An 18,929-nucleotide genomic window follows, 5' to 3' on the forward strand; every position below is an offset into this window, starting at 1 on the left:
CAAAGATCTTGAAAATACAACACTCCCCCCAATATTAAAGTTATAAAATAAATATAATTAATAGGAACAATCATGTCTATATTCGTTGGCTTAATAGATAAAGACCCAATTAGACTGTTAACCCCTATACTTGATAAACGCTCTCCATGTACCCATGCTATATTTATTGGTGATAGAAGTGAATTTGCAATATTTTTACGTGTTGAAAAAGTATTAGCAAAGCAATCTGTTACATCGGAATTTTTTGAAATTACGCAAGAACCGTCAGTAAAAGAAATTAAAAAATCAGCATTAAATCTAGCAGAAAAAGTAGCTCACCAAGAAATTCCTGTTTACCTGAATGCTAGCTGCGGATTACGTCATAGGTTGCTGTCAATTTATGAAATCTTCCACCAATACCATTGGCCAATTTTCGTTGTTGAGCCATTTTCAGATAAACTTTGCTGGCTACTTCCTGAAGGTCGTTCGACCACTTTCATTCAAGATCACATAAAGCTGGAAGATTATCTCAGCATATTCGGAGCACAATGTGAGAGACACGATCATATAATTGAACACATCACGCTAGATAAGCTGATTGATATTGGAAACCGTTGGGCACAATCAGCCCTTGAATTAGGCTCAGGGTTAGCCGTACTCAATTACTTAGCAACTAAATGCAGAAAAAAACAAGTATTGTCGGTTGAGCTTTCTGATGTTCAACAAACTTACATTGAGTTAGGAAGGCTTATCGATGATCTGTGTCAAGTTGGTTTTGTTGACTATCAAAACGGAACTTTAACATTTAATACGGAAGACGCTAGAAAGTTTGCCAATGGCGAATGGTTGGAACTACTTGTCGATAATAATATTGAAAAACTGGTTAATGAGATACCAACCATTCAGGACAAAGCTCTCAATTTACAGGTCTGTCGACGAACAAAAAGTGAAGAAATTAAAAACGAAATCGATATCGCTGCGATAGTCAATAATAAACTGCACCTGATCGAATGTAAGACCAAAAGCATGAAAATAGATGGTGATGATACGTTATATAAACTCGAATCACTTAAAGATCTTCTCGGTGGATTTCAAGCCCGAGCAATGCTTATTAGTTTCAGGCCTCTCAAATATATTGATATATCCAGAGCCAAGGATCTAGACCTCGCTCTTATTGGCCCAGAAGAATTACCACACCTCTCAATGCACCTTAAAAAGTGGCTTAACGATGCTGGAGGCTATGAGCCAAGTTCATGATGCAACTTTTTATTTAATAAATTTGTTATAAAAGCTTCTTAACACCCAAGTACAACCATGCACTTGGGTATAGTGAGCTTAATAAAAATTTGCTTGCCAGATTTAAATATCTACTACTGAATCAAAAAATACATACTAACCGCCCATGCAGAAAACATCGCTAACAAAACATAGGCGATAGACTTGGTGATTCTTTTATAATTGAACAGTAATGAACAACCTACTGCCGCGGTGATTCCAACAATAGACCATCGTAAAATAGTCAAATTATCATCTTGTTGCATAGGTAATGCATCTACACCATTAATCACAAACCAAGCGAATAATGGCAAGGCAAAAGCAACCGTTGTATCAAAGGTATTTGATGCCAATGGATTAGCAACTGCATCTTCATATTCACCTTTTTGTGAGTCTTTGACTGACAAAATTAGGTCAGGCACCGAAGAGGCTGCCGCACCAAAAATGAGACCGGAAAAGAACTGAGGAACGCCAAGTACATTAGCGCTGCCTAGAACACCTTCCACCAAGATATGAGATGAACCAGAAATGACAGCGATTGCTAATGCTAAAACGACAATTGCTCTAGTCGTTGTGAAGGTATTATTAGAGAATAAAAGCGCATTAAAGTTAAACGTAACTAGGTTACCAATAATACCTCTATCGTTAATCTCTTCATACTCATAATCTTTTTCACTTACACCATATTTTTTAGAGTCGATATAAAGGTGAATCGCATACCCCAAATAGATTAAGTTAAGTGTTAAAGCCATCCAAATAGAAAACTTTGAGAAGCCAAGACAAACAATAAGTGCCACTTCAGCCACTAATACCCAAAACACATCACGTAATAATGCACTTTTATTTAACGCGATCTGATCAGTAGATTTACCATTTTCATCTTTAGCAGAAATGATAGAGAAGGCAGGAATTACACAACCATTAAATATAGCAGAGCCCGCTGTAACACCTAACGCCACGATAACTAGTTGAGGATCATTAAACCAAAATAGACACGCTATAACTACACACATTTCTGGCATACTTGAACCCATAGCATTTACCGTCGCTCCTTTTACACCAGCAGGTAAATTACGCCCCAAATATGCGGCTGCTTGCTCAAATGTATCACACGAATACTTGAGTAAATAACAAGCAAAAATGATCAATAAAAATGGAAAAATTATTTCAAACACTACTGATACCTAAGTTAAATGCAGAATTAACATCGTAATAAATGTCAAATTTATGAAAGACTCTTTCATCTGATATAAAAATGATGAAAGTGACAAAGTAAGATTTCGTTATGATCTCGATAATTAAAAGATCGGCTAACGAGAATATTGCTAAACGAGGGAATATTTTTCAGTTCACCTAACCCTCTAGAGATTTCTACATCATTGTTTTTATTGTGTAATTAAACAGTGCTACGCACTATTTCAAGAACAACTAAATAGAACAATCTGTTTATTATATCTTAATAAGTAGAGTTATTAATTGGTGAAATGCCAAATGTTTTATACTAACTAATAAAAAAATCCATTAGATTAAAACTAGCTGGCATAATCAAGCCAATTGACTAAATAAATAAACAATAAGTCATTAGCATCATGATAAGTAATACTTAGAGCAAGATCACGAACGTTTTTCGACCAGTAACGTAGAGTTATTTATAGGTCCGATTTACTAAACATTATTGATTTGCCTACTTTCGTTAAATATACATCTGGGAGAGTTGCATTAGTCTCACTATCTGCTCCTAATACCACGCGCATAGCCCATCCAACTTCACCTGTAATGCATTGATAATAAAAGAGATTACTTAACGCAATCTCTCTAAAAAGATAATGTACTTCACCAACCGACCAGTAAAATAAACATCAAATAAAAATGAAGGAAAGCCTCAAATATATAAAATCTTAGTTATTATAATTATTTGTAAATACAAATTTGCAATTAATTATACATGTTAACTAATTGTTCAAACCTGAGTTCGACAATAATGTAAGTCGCGATATACATTGCGGTAAACACTGCAGTACTAATTCCAAGAATCCATTTTGGCGATATAACTCGCTTCAGTGGTTTCTTAAGATATTTTGCTTTGAGGTTAACCAACGAGACTTTTTCTTGATCCGCTAGTCTATCGTCACGTATGAGTCTATAGATTACATTACCGATCTCGGCAAGCTTTTCATTACCGCGTTCTTCACGGCCATATTTGCCTTGGAAGCCTAACTGTAATAACAGATAAAGAAACTCAATAACATGACGGTATTTCCTTGGATCACTTTTTAATCGCTCTAGAATAACAAAGAATTTATCACCGCCCGATGTTTCATTATGAAACTCTGAGAGCAAACTATTTTGGCTCCAATAACTGTTTGTCCCCCACTCTTCACGACACACCGCTTCATCAATTGCAGCACATAAACAGTAGCGGATCACCAAAACCGACGCTCGATCCAGTTCCATCTCGTTCAGTTTTCGTTCTCCTTTGCGAATTTCGCGAGCGACTTGTTCACGAAATGGCATTGGGTCATCCAACCAAGGGATCGATGAAATACAAGATAAGCTTGCAATAAGCCAAGAAAATTGATCGACTAAAGGGTTAATCCCCATCATGTCGATATTCAGATCTTGTACAGCAATATTACGTGACAGGTCAGGGGCCGGCATGACCTCCATTGGTTTGCCGGGCTCTGGCTGGAATAAAACGACGGTTACATCTGTTTCAGCATAACTCATAGACGAACAGCCCATAGTTGCAATGACAAGTTGGCGAAGTCACCCGCTACATGTAATGCAATCGCTGCGGTGTGCTTCAATGCCGCCCACTCTTCACCCGTCTTATCCAATTCGAAGTATGTGTACCCTGCATGATATGGCAGAGCACGTGGAACTACTGGCATCGGTTTGATCTCAATGCCTGGCAATTGTAAGTTGATCAGGTCGCGAATGTTATCAATCGAGCCGATCTTAGTCTGACTGATAAATTGCGTATGAAGGATATCCAAGGTGACATCGGCTTTCACTGCCAAGATCATGGTTGTATTTTCAATGATCTTACGATCTGGTATCGCCGCAGTACGAATACCGTAACTCTGTTCTTTAAGCGTTAATGGCATCGCTCGTTGCTCAGACATCACACTTAAGGTTCGCTTGGCACTATCTAGACCACGAGACAGACAACTGGTTAAATCGCCATGGTTGTACTTGATAAATTCGATCGGACGACGAGATACCGAGCATAATGTTGCCAATTCACCTTCCGCTTGCAATAAAATGCGATAAAGAGACTCAGGGTGAACGCCCTCAGCATTCGCAAAATGCCAAAACAGCGGCTCATAACGGTTTAATGCTTGTAAAAGCATGAAATCAGATACCGATGAAACCCCTTGTTGGTCAACAACACCTAATCGCTGAACAATGGATTCTGCTCGGTGCTTTAGCATTGAGGCAAACTCAGTAACAAATTTATTCAAAACACTTGAAGCATGAATATCGATACAAGTTGGAATAAAACTTTCATCCAAAATAACGCTGCCATCAGGCTTCACTTCAGAAATCTTTAGAATAGGGATAGATGTATAAGCACTTTTATCTTCATGATCGAACATGAGACGAAAATTCAACTTACCCACCATGATATTGCCTACATCTTCCGAGTCATAACAAGCGTCAACGGTTTCTTGAGGCTCAATATGGTATCGAGCTCCTTCTTTTTGTGTGCCAAATGCTTCTGCACGCTCAGAGGGTAGCGGGCAACAAAGATAAATAACCTTATCCGACATCGAGGGATCAACATCTTTTACTTCTGGAAGCTCCGCGAGCAAAGGTAACTCAAAGGGGGTTCTATCTTGCAATATGCCTTCTGCGCGAGTAATACCGATTTTTCCTAATGCCAATAACTGAGTATTGATCTCAAGCAGTTTGATTCCCCAATGTAACGGCGAAGCATTAGAGCTTAGCATAGTCGCTAACTTGGTCTGTGAGCGATCAAGTTGCTGAAAATGTTGCGGCTTCATGAACATTCCATCTTGCCAAACCACTGGATTGTATAAAGACATGCTTTTATTCCTTAAAAATAGACTTGTTCAACGCCGCGAGTGTAATCGGAGATTAGCTCACTGCCTTCTAATTTGAGTTTGATGTAGTATTCACTCTGAGGTTCGATCATTTCGACAATACGCCATGAGGACCCATCAATATCTCTAAATGCAACAGAGAAACCTAACGCTCGTGTTTCAGGATCCAAAGTCAGCATTTGATGAATATTATCACCTGGCTGCATTTCAAATTCATAGCGTTTGATGTACTCATCACCCAACGATGCCTTATCATTTTCGAATAGAGCAAAGAAATCTAAGCTACGAAATAATACTGGTGAGGTCAGCTCATGAACCCTTAGTATCACCGGTGAAGATTGCCCTCCTTCACGCAGATTTAAGATCGAAGAAGACTCAATGATTAACTCGACTGATGATGTTTCTGGGGTAATTCCCGTCGATTCTTTAAGTTGTTCCCACATTGAACAACCTGAAAGTAAAATCAAACCAAGTAATACAATGACCTTACGCATGACTGCCCCTCAACGCTTTGGTGTAGCTTTTCTTAATTAGCCCTTTCAATGAGCTTTCGTTAAGCTGACGACGGTTACCAGAATAGAATTCGAGGTATGCACTCCATAATTTAGACTTAGTGTTAAACAACGATTTTGAGGCAAGCTCTCGCGCAAAGACGACCGGATCATTACTTTCTGATTGTTCTAATAACAGTTCATTTAATGCTTTATTAAAAGTGACTTGATGATCACTCAATTCATCCAGCATTTGTTCAACTAATTCATTAGGAGAAAGTAATTGCTGGCTGTTTAACGTCAGCATAAGCTCAGTAATATTTGCATCCATATCACCAAGTCCTGTCTCATCTTTTAATTGTTCAACTTCATGAAGTTCTTTTTGCAGTTTCTCAATACACAAGCGTAAACAAGTTCCCATTTGCTTAAACAGCAATGCTTCAGAACTCAATAACTCAGGCTTACTTACTCCCAAACCTTCATAAAACGCTTGACTGATGTCCGTAACATCGTAGCTTTCTGGTTGTGTGACTTGTTCAGTGTTTAAGAAAGCAACATCTGTTTCCCTTTCAGTTGAGTTGATAGTTGCAGCTGAGTCGACATTGACAACTGAATCAATAGTCGTCAATGGCTGTGCAGTTGGAGAGAAGGCTTGTGTTACCTCCTCCCATTTTTGAGCCGTCTCATTAGTTTGAGCTGGTGAGGGACTAAACTCTGGAATATCGAACTCAGGAATAAACTGTGCAGATTCAGGCTGCCTAGTACTTACAGACTCAGTCTGAACCTTCGAGTGGGGCTGAATTTGAGAATCAGCTTGTTGAAAGGCGTTCCTATCGGACAAAGGAGAGACTTTAGCATTTAATTCTTTGTTCTGCCCCGCTTGAATATTATCATCCTGCTTAACAAAGCTTTCTTGGTTCAAAAGCTTATCCTGAGTGTTATTTCGGTTTTGGGAGTGAGGCTGAGTAGAAAGGACAGGGTCTTTTCTTGAAACAAAACCACTTTTACCTTCACCTTCGCCTTCGCTGCCCATCCAGTCCTCGGGAATCAAGCTAGGAATATCAAATTCAGAGTGAATGCTGAAACTGTCATCGACAACTTGCCGAATATTTTCAACCGATTGTGGCGTTTTCGCTTGCGGCTTTTCTTCGTCACGAATGAGATGATCATCTTCAAGTTGCATTGAAAACTTCAAATGAGCAATGGGATCATTTAAATCCACATCGTCTTGCTTAGTTTCCATGAATAACTCTTCAAGCGCACCGATCTTTTCTTCTTCTTCGACAACCGCTTCACCAAGGTTTACTAAAGGATCAGTAGAAACACGATCAGGAGCGATATCAACGGCAATATCCTGCGTTTCAACTATTTTTTCTAGGCCAACTCCAATTTCATATTGACCCAAAGATATAGTATCACCATCAACAATTGAAATAGGTTGATTTTTAAGGATCTTAGTACCGTTGACCATAGTGCCATTAGTTGATACATCACTAATGTAATACGTATCACCATAAACACTTAACAAACAGTGTGTTCCTGAAATAAAACGGTTATGGTCAATCAAGTGGAGCGCACTGCCTGGAGCTCGCCCAATTGAGCCTCCATTTTCTGGCATTTCAATATGCTTTGAACCTGTATACTCTTCTGGGCATTTAGCAATATATAGAACTAACTGATGTAAGCGCATGCCTAAACCTTAAAATAACAAAGAGAGTGATAGTTCAAATCCACCCACACCTTCGTTGTAGATTGGAAGAATATAAGAAATTTGAGGTACGAGTTGTAAGTGTGCATCTGGATTACTACCAAGTTTGATGGCGGTACCAAAAGACGCAACGGCACCAACTTCAAACTGTTCAAAATCTTTTAATGCATCTTGTCGACGCCCACCTTCATCTACAGCCCAGCGATTTGAATACTGCGAATACCCAACAGATAGACCTGCACCAATATAAGGGGTTAGGATGCTCCAATTACCTAGAGCAAATTGAGGTACTGCGCGCAACTCTATGTTAGATAACTCTTGGTAAACACCGTTAGCGGGAGCCTCGAAGTAATCATTTGTATAGTTGAGGCCAAACCACCAACGCCACCGATTATTATCTTCATCAATTGGGCGGGTGTGAACTAAACCGTACCTGAATACACTTTTATCACCACTAGAACCTTGCTCGTAGTCCATACTTTCTATGTTTAGCATATTCACAGATACACCGTATCGTTCACCTTTTGCAGCCGCAAATGCAGAAAATAAACACATAGCGGTAATCAACCCAATCTGACGTGGCTTTGACATGTCGTCCCTCTAGAAAAGCATTTAGATATAATTAGCGGCAAAAGATAGCAATTCTCAATATATTTTCAATATGGTAAAAAATACCCCCACCAAATAAGGCAAATCACCTATTAATAAAAGCAATATCACTAATAAGAAGGGTAAAAAGCATCATCACAAGCATGCAAAACACTTTAGCTAAAGCCGCCTCGAACCAGCAGAATATTAGCAAAGGGTTAATTAACAGTATTTAAGAATTTGTGATTAATATAAAAATAGTAGAACGACAAACTGTAAAAATTCCTTGTAAATATTTATGTAAATTTTATGAATTTATTTCATAATGAAGAGTTTGAAACATATCACTAAAGGTAAACATGAAAATAACTTATTTTTTATTTCTTTTTTTGACAAGTATCACAAAAAGCAAAATAATAAATGATTAACAAATATTTACAGTTCATTTTTCCTCTTTTAGCTATAAAATCCGTCCGGAGAAAATTCTTAACAACGTTGTAATTAAAACATTTGGCATTAGGCCTACACTAAAAAGAACAATGGAATTGGACAATATGTTTTTCAGCGACTTCACTAGAAGACCCATCGATGAAAGTAACCCAAGTGGCGTCAACCCAAATGGCTTAGAAGACTTCGACGAAATAAAACGTCAGATTAATACTCTTAATAAGGTTACTGGGCAAGTTTCATGGAAAACCGTACAATCTTTATCTAAAAAAATACTCAGCACACAGGGAAAAGACTTTCGTTGTAGTTGTTACTTTACCGTAGCTGCTTTACATATAGATGGCCTTAAAGGGCTAGTAGAAGGACTGAACTCTATTCTCGATTTATGCGTAGTTTATTGGTACAACGCATCACCAGAACACACCAAGCCTAACACAAGAATCAGTGCCATTGAGTGGATGGTAGAGCATACCGAACGTAGAATTAAAAAGTATCGTATTCAACCAGATGAGCTTCCGCTTATTGAAGCTGCACATCAATTGTGTTTGCGTATAGAAGAAGAACTCAGACTCCACTACGGTATAAAGTCTCCTTCGTTTGGTAGGATCCGTCGGGTAATTAAGCCTTGGATTGAAGAGCTTAAAGAAGCACAAATAAAAGCTCAAGAGCCACAAATTACAAGTAGAAAAATAGAAAAGGAACAGCCAAGACCAAAACAAGGTATACAAGTTGACGTCGCATCATCTCTCTCAACATCTAAAAGAAAAGAGTCAGAATCTTTAGTAGAAACACAAACACAAGACGTGCCGCTGAAGTCGAATAAAGGGGTAATCTTTATCATTCTGGCTCTCATACTTGCTGCTTTTGCATCACACTTTGTTCATAAGCAGTATCAGCATGAAAAGTTAATATCGCAGATTGAGCAAGCTTCTATCCCTCAGTTAGCAGTTATCGTTGACTCTTTTAAGACGGAACTTTCAGAAGAACAAATACAGTCATTACGTTCCGTTACAATAGAAAAATTAGATTCATTGATGACAAATTGGCCAAATGATCCAGTAAAAGTTACTTATACAGATAATATAGATAAACTGACTAGTGAACTTAGCAGTATTTATTCAGATTCTTCATCTGTACAGCAACTTCGGAGCAATTTTTTGGTGCAACGCTCTCAATTTGAAACAGATTATGATGCTATTTATAAACAGTTCTCTTACGCTAGAACAACTTTCGCTAATGTACTAAAAAAGAATTCAACAAAAAGCACTAAGAAAGCATACGAATACAGTAATTCATTATTCCCTCTTCTCGGACGCATTGAATATACAGAGAACAACCAAGAACAACAGGAACTAGAGCGTTCTGCATACTTATTGAATGTTTACCTTTATAAGTTAACTCAACTCAAGGATAAACAAACTAAAATAATTAAGTAAAAATAAATATAGAATAAATAAATAATGAAATAAAAGTTAAATTATTATAACAAAAAGAAGTTACGGCTATATGTTCAAGAAGAATACATTCAGAAATCCAATTTTACTATCCAGTATAATTGCTATTTTGCTTGCTTTGCTGGTTGCAGGTATATACACCCTATGGTTAGAGGATACCAATAAGATCTATTTGTGGTTAGGTCTTGGATCTATTTTAGCCTTTTATCTGCTTTTCCAACTTTCGTTGTGGTACAAAAAGCGAAATAACGTCAGGGCACAACGCTTAGAAACAGAAGATGAAGCTCTATCGATGGTGATTCGACCACTTCTCTCTAATGCAGCAGGTAAGCCAATATATTTAATGCTCGGCAACAAAATGTCAGGCCGACGTCAATTCTTATATAATTCTAGTGCGATTAAACCAATGGATCGTTCTCGCACAACTAAGAACGACTTTTTTGAGTGGTATGAGTCTGATAGTGTGGTTTATATCAAACCGGATCAACGTTTGGTTTTTCAGGAGGTTTCAAGCAGTGATGCTTCATTATGGAACACTTTTTTAAGTGAAATCATTCGCCATAACCCAAGAAAACCATTTGCTGGTTGCTTATTCTTTATTGATTTTGAGTTTATGATTATCTCAGAATCAGAGCAGAAAGATTACACGCTAACTACGTTGCTACAACGCTTAAGTTCTATCAGTGACAAGATATCTGCAGCGTTACCAGTCTACTTAATGATGTCAAAACTGGATAAGCTCGATGGCTTTAAAGAATACGTTCACTTCAGCTCACTTAAAACTCGCGTGGAATTTCTTTCAATTCCTTTGAAAGAATCAAAAGGCGTACTGACCGAATATTTTCGCGATGGTTACAAAAACTTGGTACGAGTACTGGAGAGTAACGCTTTAGATGCTTCTGCAAGCTCAACTGATATTGATGAAAAACAAGCGATTTTAGCTTTCCCAAAACAGTTTGATCTTTGCCAATCAGAAATTGGTTATGTATTAGAGCGCTTATGTGATGTCAACAATGGAGCCTATTCACTGGATATTAGGGAAGTATTCTTCAATTCTAGTTTACAGGGAGGCCGAAAGTATAATCTATTAGCAAAAAGCTGTAGTAACTACTTTAATCTACCAATCATTGCTTCAGAGCATACACAGCTTACCGAAACTCCGTACTTTTCACGTTTTCTTATGGACTCTCAAATTTTGCCTGAGTCTGACTATGCTGGAGAAAATAAAACGCACTTACGGACCATACAGCGCCAAAGTCACTTAGCCATGGTGGCTTCTTTGGTGTTGTTGCTAGGTGGTGGATATTACTTCTTCAACACACTGAACAATAACTTACACATCATCAACCAGTTACTCAATATTGATGATCAAGTTCAGGTCGACCCTAAAAATAATTTTGAGCAACAGCTGACCACTATTAATTTAAAAATTCAACCTGCTTATCAAGCCTGGTTGGAAGGCTCTAAAGCGTTAGAACAAGAAGTTTTACCGCTTAATATCAGCCGTTTAGAAAACAGCACGCAGTTAGCTTACCGTCATTTATTGACACAGGTCCAAGAACAATTGATTCCTTTAATTGAAGGGGCTTACCGCCTTCAACTTACACAGAATCAAAGCAATGTTACTCGTGCTATGCCTCTATTGAAGGGTTATTTAATGCTTCACGAACCTGCTAAACGTGATCTTAAATTCCTTCGCAGCGAAACAATCAAAATAATGACAGATTTAAGTGGTCGATCCAACGATATTGAGCTTTCTTCTCGTTATATTGATGCTTATTTCAGGACTGAATTTCAGCCTGTAGAGATTAATATGAACGTAGTTCGAGCGACACGCCGCTCTCTATTGGCTAAATCCAATGTCGACCTAGTTTATGCTGGCATTTTAAGTCAAGCCGATGCCATCGATCTTGGAACACTTAACTTACAACGTGCAGTTGGCTTTGAATTCAGTAATATATTCAATGATCCAACGAATAACCAAGAACTCACACTCAATAAGATCTATACTTCTACAGGCTTTAGTACTTTCTACAGACCCAGAGTTGATCTTATGTCTAAACAAGTCATCAGTGATAACTGGGTTTTAGGACTGACTAATAATGTTGTACCGACGCAAAAAGAACAGGATAAGTTTAAAGCTCAGGTTCGCAAAAAATACACTGATGACTATATTAGCCATTGGCGCAACGCGTTAAGTGAACTCAAGGTTCAAGATTATAATAATATCGGAGACTTAACCAATGCGATTGATTTGATCTCTGGTCCATCTTCACCAATGACAACGGTATTAAAACAGGTATACAACAATACTCAATTTTCACCCGTTGGCAAAAAGGATCTGCTAATTTCAAAAGTGAACCCAAAATTAGCCGGTGCTGCAGAAATTGTATCTGAAAAACTAGAAGAAACAGTAGAGCCTGACTACCTATTAATGAAACGAGTTGAGCATGCGTTCCACCTTTTGAATCAATTACAAATTAGTGAAACACCTAACTCCCCTACTCCATGGGATGAAACTATTGCAGCATTAAGTCGTGTTCGTACTTACATGAAAGATATTGCCGACGCACCAGATCCTCAAATGGCAGCTCTAGCAGCAGCACAATATCGTATGAACAGTACCGAAGCAGATCCATTAATCAAGTTGAAACAAATTGCTCAAAAATCTCCAGAGCCGGTAAGAAGTTGGCTAATGGATGTGGTTAAGCAAAGCTGGTCAGTCATGATTACTGAATCGTCAAAAGGTATCCAGACTCAATGGTATAGTGAAGTTTATACCAAATTCAAAGAGCTTGGATTGCATAAGTATCCTTTCGATTTAGATGCAAAAGAGGAGATATCGATCGAAGATTTCGAACTGCTTTTTGCCTCTGGTGGCTTACTCGATGTATTTATACAGACTAACTTTGCACCATTTTATGACACTAATTTATGGACGCCGAAACAAGTAGACGGGGAAGCTATGCCGTTATCCTCAGAGCTGTTGGTGCAACTACGTAACTACAATATCATTAGAGATACTTTAATTAATAAGAGCACAAACAGAATGTCGATTCCGTTCAGTGCCACTGTTTTAGACCTTGATTCAAGTGCTATGCGAGCCAGTATAAAAATTGCTGACGCTGATATTAGCTACTATCACGGTCCAAGCCGCATTCGTGAGATGTCATGGCCTCCACAAGATGGGGATTTTAACATTACAGTCACGATCCAAGATGTAACTAGTGAAGGGAAACAACACGTTTTAAATAAGAGTGGTCAATGGGCGATATATCGATTGCTAGGTGATTCAACCTTGACAAACACTCATAACGGAAGCTTCATTAGTGACATAAAAGTATCAGGCAGGGAATTAAGTTTACGTATCACCCCTCTGACACAAAAAAACCCGTTCACTCTCGGCGAGTTGTTTAATTTCACACTCCCAGAGTCGATATAATAATTAAATATAATAAGGCAGACCACATGATTTCTAATATGACATTACAAGGCTTAGATAAATTAGATCGTAAGATTTTATCTAGTTTGTTATCAAATGGACGTGAGTCTATTGCAAATCTATCAAGAAACATTGGCTTATCGCGTACAGCAGTGGCAGAAAGAATTAGCCGTTTGGAGAAAACTGGAATAATTAAAGGGTACACCGCTCAAGTTAGAATAGAAAATGAAGGACGAAAGGCGGCGAGTTATTTACTTATTTCATGTGAAAAAGGCAAAAAGAATGAGGTGACTAACTCACTTAAAGAAATTCCAGAAGTGCGCTTAACTAGTGTAGTCGGCGGCAGTTTTGATATCATAGCGTTAATTGAAGCGCCAGATCTGCAAGCTATACACCATTTGTGTAATGAGATTGAATCTTTCAATGGGATCGAAAGACTTGATACAACCGTAGTACTTCATCAACCAATAAGCCGTTAAGTTGCGGTTGTATGTTGTAAGATTATTTTTATAAACAATAACTAAGCCTTAATGAGTTCAATAAGGCTTAGTTGATAAACAATACGCGGCCACCTTAATATGTTGCTTTTTTAGCCTCATCGTACTCAGCGAAAAAAATGATACTCTACTCGCTGAATTGTAGTCGGCTTCTCGGTAAGAGAATAAAACAAATAATATAGCTAAATCTCTTGCCGGTGAGTAAGCTGAAAATGCTCCAAAAACAAGGCCGCTTTTAATCAGCGGCCTTTATTTATAGAAATTTATTTCTTATTAAGCTGCAACCTGAATTTACACACTGCCAATAACGCGGATATTTACGTCTTTTTCGCCAGGATTACCCAGCCAAAAAGTCTGCCCCAACAAATTACCTTCTCCTCTTCCTAATTCATTGTTAGGAATGGTTTCAAGATTAACAGACAACTTGAGATCCCATGCCATGGGATCACGAAGAATAAAGCGCATTAACCCAACCAAAACCTTGTACTGTTCACCATCTCGAGAAAACTGTTTGAATTTTTCAAAATCAACTCTGTCAATGCATAAATTAAATTTACCATTCAAGTCGCCAATACTGCTGCCAAGGTGTAAGTTATTACCTAAGATACAGTTCGCTTGATTAAGTCGGTTTCTTTGGTTGTGTGAGATAGCCACTCGTCGGTAGACCCACTGCTCCATTCGTACTTTTGGTAAAGCGAAATAGTGCGCAACTATGCCTGTAATCAATCTCGGTGAACGGGTTCGAGTCGAAAGTTGATTAATGTAAGATAGGATCTTTGCTCTATCCAATTCAGCTACTTCAGCTTCTTGAATAACACTCGACAGCCCAGCCAAATGCAGCATACGTCCAGAGAATGCATCTTTAGCATTACTTTGGTATTGAATATGGTAGCGGTATTTTTTCCAGACTCGATATAACAAGCTGGTGTAGCGATTATGGAAAAAATCAAAGAAATCTTTTACCGGATTATCATCAGGGTCACGCCCTGCCAGCTTTTCAGTGTATGACGCAGGTAAAGGTGAACTTGCACCATGTAAGCCGAGAAAGTTGGTCTCAATGCGCGAATATTGCAGACCTTCTCGTTCCATATGGACAATAAAGTCCATATCACTTTTAGGGAAAGACAGCTTAGGCGAGACCGTAAACTCAATTCTTTCATGCTTGAAGTATTTATTTTCTCCGACCGCAATAAAGTTAGAGTTCGGCTCCATTTTGTAGTACTTCTCAAGCAAATGTACCGCTTGATAAAAACTATACTCATACGATTGTTCAGATAAAGTATTAATCATAAAATGGTCTGCTGCCCGACAAGACTTGTCCAGTGATACACTTCACCTGTAGATTCATCAAAAACCTCTAACTCCGTAAATGAATTAACACTTGAATAAAGTCGTATGAATTCATTTAACACTGACACCATCAGAAACATCTCTCCTTCATTAACAAAGAATTTTGAATCAACAACTAACTTAAATTGATTACCGCGAACAGATACACCTCGGAAGATACGATCAACTGGTTTTATCTCAGATGAAATAATACCTTCTAGCCGGTGTTGAGACGCTCGATGAGCCTGTCTGTCAACTCGTGAATGAAAATCATAAGTAGAAAGCAGGACTTTCAATACATCAATGTTTGCTAATGATAAGTAATTTAATGACATATTCGCTATCAACTGCCATTGTAATTCGCCATTTACTTGAGGGCTGACAGATTGAGTAGGCTTTGTAATGTTCTTGAAAATGGCATAAGTCGGCGATTTATGAGTGTTAAAAGCAATATCTCCAGCAGAAAGTCGCTCAGCTAAGTCTGCATTGCTGCACTGCAACTTCATCAAGATAGTTTCACTGCCGAGCTCAGCAATATCACCATTATGAGTATGAAATGATATATAACGCTCTAACCCTCTACCACTCAAACGTTCTGCAACTTTAGTCTTATAAAAATCTTGCTTATCTTTCTGATTTATCTGGTGTTCGAACGTTTCAAATTCAATGAGTGGTTTACGACGGCGTTCATCTTTATTCCAACTCTCTACCATTTCAATTGAGTACACTTCATAGTGATCTTGGTGGTTACTTTGTGGGCGTACTTTATATTCATTTCTTTGATGCTCTAAGCGAATCGGGTCAGCATCTTTATCGAATAAGTTAACGGCAGGTGTGCAATGAAGCTTTAAGTGTTTCTTTTTTAAAACAACTTCAGACGGAAGTGCTCGCTTAAAATGAAATTTAATTTTAACAGAACTACGCTGTGGAACTCCTTTTAACCAATCCAAGCCATGTAAATCAAAAAACATGAACTTTTCTGGTAATGAGAAAAACTCTTGGAATAGACGATAACCTGCAAAGGAGTTCTGTCCATAAGGAAGTAACGATTCGTCTTCTTCGTAGCCGACAGGTTTGATCATATCTGGCGATAGAGTGCGCTTATAACCACCGCCTACATCCAATTCAATGTTATCAAGATAGCGGAACAGCCATAAAAATAGAGTACGAGTAATATGCACTTCGCCATGCAGATGGAAACGCAGAGTATCTAAGCCAATCCGAGAGATCTCCGAGTCATTATTGGTCACGATAGTGACATCAACACTGGAATTATTACGGCTATTTTTTTGTTCAATATCAATAATTTCAAGTGGATAAAGCATGACATCGTAACAAGTACGGAACAAACATTGCGTACCTTCAATTTGGGCGCTTGCCATCTCTGCACCGCGTTCAATCAGTGTTTTTTCGGTTACACTTCCTGAATGAGATTGGAGCTCACTAATACATAACGACGGGATCGAACGCATGTAATGTGGCCAGAGTAAAGTCATCAAAGATTGAGTTAGCTCAGGCAATTCATCATCAATTTTTTCACGAATTCGACCTGTTAAAAATGCAAAGCCTTCCAACAACCTTTCAACATCGGGATCAAAAGTCCCTTCCGCTAGAAAATGAGTTAGCTTAGGGTGATATTTAGCAAATTCACTGCCTGATTCACGCAGATACGTGAGCTCATCCTGAAAGTATTTACTGTTGCTCAAGTGACACCTATTAAATGTTAAATTGACCGTCCGTTCCCATGTAGACATCTATTGACATTGGAACATTACCGCCATTGTGAGAAACCTGTCCACGGATAGCAAAGCCGAGCTGAAGTGGGTTGTGGTGATCTTCACGATAATAAACTTCGACATTGAGCAAACGTGGCTCAAAGCGTTGTATCGTTGATGTGATATTTTGCTGTATGTGACGTACTAAATTGTTGTTACTGGCGAGTACATCATTAAAATCAGGCAGACCATATTCACTGTCTATCATCGCATTGCCTGAGTGAGTATTAAGTAGGTCACCAAGGTGTTGATGAATTGAGGCAATAAGATGTTCATGAGAAATCACTCTCTCATAGCTATTTTTTGGCTCTCCAAGTTCAATGCGCTCTAATAAACGAAACCCTTTTTCCATGTTGCCCCTCATACAAAAGCAGCCAGTATTTACTGACTGCTTGATTTTAGGTTATTGATTTACTGGTCTAATTTACCAACCAAAGATAAATCAAAGCTTGCGCCCATGTACTTGAAGTGTGGACGTACTGACAGTGATACTTTGTACCAGCCTGGATCGCCTTCAACATCAGATACATCAACCTTAGCTGCACGCAGTGGACGACGGCCACGAACTTCTGCTGGTGGGTTCTCTTGATCAGAAACGTATTGACGGATCCATTTGTTTAGTTCGATCTCTAGGTCCGAACGCTCTTTCCAAGAACCAATTTGTTCACGTTGTAGCACTTTGATGTAGTGCGCCAAACGGTTAATAATGAACATGTAAGGTAACTGAGTACCAAGCTTGTAGTTCATTTCCGCTTGCTTATCGCTGAATGCTTTTGGCTTTTGTACTGAGTTTGCAGAGAAGAACGCAGCGTTATCAGAGCCCTTACGCATAGTTAGGGCAATGAAGCCTTCTTCTGCTAGCTCGTATTCACGACGGTCAGAAACCAGGATCTCTGTTGGGATCTTAGTTTCGATTTGACCCATAGATTCAAAGTTGTAAACCGGCAGATCTTCTACGGTACCACCACTTTGAGGACCAATGATGTTCGGGCACCAACGGTATTTAGCAAAAGACTCACTGATCTTAGATGCTAAAGCGTAAGCTGAGTTACCCCATAGGTAATTGTCGTGGCTATCTGTTACTTTTTCATCATACTCGAACGCTTTGATCGGGTTATCTTCTACCGAGTAAGGCGAACGTAGCATGAAGCGTGAAGAACATAGACCAAGGTAACGTGAATCTTCATGATCACGAAGCTTACGCCATTTCGCGTACTGAGGGCCTTCAAATACCGACTGTAGATCTTTGATATTCGGTAGCTCTTCATAGCTATCTAGACCGAAGAATTTCGCTGAAGCAGATGTGATAAACGGTGCGTGTGACATTGCACCGACATTCGACATGTATTCCATTAACTTGATGTCTGGCGTTGAAGCTGACATCGCAAAGTCACAAATAACCGCACCAACTGGTTTACCACCAAATTGACCGTACTCGCGAGTATAGATTTGTTTGTAAAGACCAGATTTCACCACTTCTGGGGCATCTTCGAAATCTTCAAGAACTTCATCTTTCTTCGCTGAGATCACTTCGATCTGAATGTTCTCACGGAAGTTGGTGTGATCCACCAAGTATTTAAGACCACGCCAGCTTGATTCAATCGCTTGTACTTCAGGGTTATGAAGAATAGCATCAACCTGATTAGATAACTTTTGGTCAATTTCCGAAATCATCAGGTCAACCAAAGATTGATCGACCTTTTCTGTTGTATTGCTGCTGAGTAATTCGCCGATAAATGCTTCTACACCACGCTTTGCAACATCAAAACCTTCATCTGTTGGTTTCAAACGCGTTTCGTTTAGAATGCTATCGAGAAGTGAGCCAGACTCAACTGCGGCTACTTCTTGTTCTGGAGCTTGTGCTTCTGCCGACATGA

Annotated in this window: 14 protein-coding genes; 4 read left to right on the forward strand and 10 right to left on the reverse strand. The window is 38.7% G+C overall.

Annotated features, from left to right (window positions below; genetic code table 11):
• Positions 1-72: 72 nt before the first annotated feature.
• Positions 73-1,236: a Card1-like endonuclease domain-containing protein gene (locus VSA01S_RS06190; protein ID WP_039982822.1), complete on the forward strand. Its 1,164-nt coding sequence runs from the start codon at positions 73-75 to the stop codon at positions 1,234-1,236.
• Positions 1,237-1,349: 113 nt separating this feature from the next.
• Here the strand turns inward: VSA01S_RS06190 and VSA01S_RS06195 are convergent, their stop codons facing one another.
• From VSA01S_RS06195 to VSA01S_RS06220, 6 genes are all read right to left on the reverse strand, one after another.
• The gene (locus VSA01S_RS06195; protein WP_039982823.1) at positions 1,350-2,429 is read right to left on the reverse strand and encodes a sodium:calcium antiporter; all 1,080 of its coding nucleotides are present in this window, start codon (positions 2,427-2,429) and stop codon (positions 1,350-1,352) included.
• A 760-nt stretch (positions 2,430-3,189) separates the two neighbouring features.
• Complete coding sequence (gene icmH, locus VSA01S_RS06200; RefSeq protein ID WP_039982824.1) at positions 3,190-3,981, reverse strand: type IVB secretion system protein IcmH/DotU; 792 nt, start codon at positions 3,979-3,981, stop codon at positions 3,190-3,192.
• On the reverse strand, positions 3,978-5,303 hold the full coding sequence (tssK, locus tag VSA01S_RS06205; protein WP_039982827.1) for a type VI secretion system baseplate subunit TssK: 1,326 nt from the start codon (positions 5,301-5,303) through the stop codon (positions 3,978-3,980). Before tssK ends, icmH begins: the two co-directional genes overlap by 4 nt.
• Before the next feature lie 11 nt (positions 5,304-5,314).
• The gene (tssJ, locus tag VSA01S_RS06210) at positions 5,315-5,815 is read right to left on the reverse strand and encodes a type VI secretion system lipoprotein TssJ (protein WP_083932311.1); all 501 of its coding nucleotides are present in this window, start codon (positions 5,813-5,815) and stop codon (positions 5,315-5,317) included.
• The gene (locus tag VSA01S_RS06215; protein WP_039982828.1) at positions 5,808-7,502 is read right to left on the reverse strand and encodes an FHA domain-containing protein; all 1,695 of its coding nucleotides are present in this window, start codon (positions 7,500-7,502) and stop codon (positions 5,808-5,810) included. The genes tssJ and VSA01S_RS06215 overlap by 8 nt, the downstream gene beginning before the upstream one ends.
• 9 nt (positions 7,503-7,511) lie before the next feature.
• Entirely contained in the window at positions 7,512-8,111 is a 600-nt protein-coding gene (locus VSA01S_RS06220) for a hypothetical protein (RefSeq protein ID WP_039982829.1), read from the reverse strand.
• Positions 8,112-8,662: 551 nt separating this feature from the next.
• Here VSA01S_RS06220 and VSA01S_RS06225 point away from each other — a divergent pair.
• From VSA01S_RS06225 to VSA01S_RS06235, 3 genes are all read left to right on the forward strand, one after another.
• The gene (locus VSA01S_RS06225; RefSeq protein ID WP_039982830.1) at positions 8,663-9,991 is read left to right on the forward strand and encodes a type VI secretion system ImpA family N-terminal domain-containing protein; all 1,329 of its coding nucleotides are present in this window, start codon (positions 8,663-8,665) and stop codon (positions 9,989-9,991) included.
• A 70-nt stretch (positions 9,992-10,061) separates the two neighbouring features.
• Positions 10,062-13,451 (forward strand): type VI secretion system membrane subunit TssM, encoded by a 3,390-nt coding sequence (gene tssM / locus VSA01S_RS06230; RefSeq protein WP_039982831.1) that lies wholly within the window; start codon positions 10,062-10,064, stop codon positions 13,449-13,451.
• 26 nt (positions 13,452-13,477) lie between these two features.
• Positions 13,478-13,930 (forward strand): Lrp/AsnC family transcriptional regulator, encoded by a 453-nt coding sequence (locus VSA01S_RS06235; protein WP_039982833.1) that lies wholly within the window; start codon positions 13,478-13,480, stop codon positions 13,928-13,930.
• 309 nt (positions 13,931-14,239) lie between these two features.
• Here the strand turns inward: VSA01S_RS06235 and tssG are convergent, their stop codons facing one another.
• The 4 genes from tssG to tssC are packed head-to-tail and all read right to left on the reverse strand — an operon-like array spanning position 14,240 to position 18,927.
• Positions 14,240-15,238, reverse strand: a complete 999-nt coding sequence (tssG, locus tag VSA01S_RS06240) for a type VI secretion system baseplate subunit TssG (RefSeq protein WP_039982835.1) — start codon at positions 15,236-15,238, stop codon at positions 14,240-14,242.
• Complete coding sequence (gene tssF / locus VSA01S_RS06245; protein ID WP_039982836.1) at positions 15,235-16,983, reverse strand: type VI secretion system baseplate subunit TssF; 1,749 nt, start codon at positions 16,981-16,983, stop codon at positions 15,235-15,237. The genes tssG and tssF overlap by 4 nt, the downstream gene beginning before the upstream one ends.
• A gap of 10 nt (positions 16,984-16,993) precedes the next feature.
• Positions 16,994-17,404, reverse strand: coding sequence for a type VI secretion system baseplate subunit TssE (tssE, locus tag VSA01S_RS06250; RefSeq protein ID WP_039982837.1), 411 nt, complete (start codon positions 17,402-17,404; stop codon positions 16,994-16,996).
• A gap of 59 nt (positions 17,405-17,463) precedes the next feature.
• On the reverse strand, positions 17,464-18,927 hold the full coding sequence (tssC, locus tag VSA01S_RS06255) for a type VI secretion system contractile sheath large subunit (protein ID WP_039982839.1): 1,464 nt from the start codon (positions 18,925-18,927) through the stop codon (positions 17,464-17,466).
• Between the last annotated feature and the right edge of the window lie 2 nt (positions 18,928-18,929).

The organism is Vibrio sagamiensis NBRC 104589, from assembly GCF_007990935.1.
GTDB classification, from domain to species: Bacteria; Pseudomonadota; Gammaproteobacteria; order Enterobacterales; family Vibrionaceae; genus Vibrio; species Vibrio sagamiensis.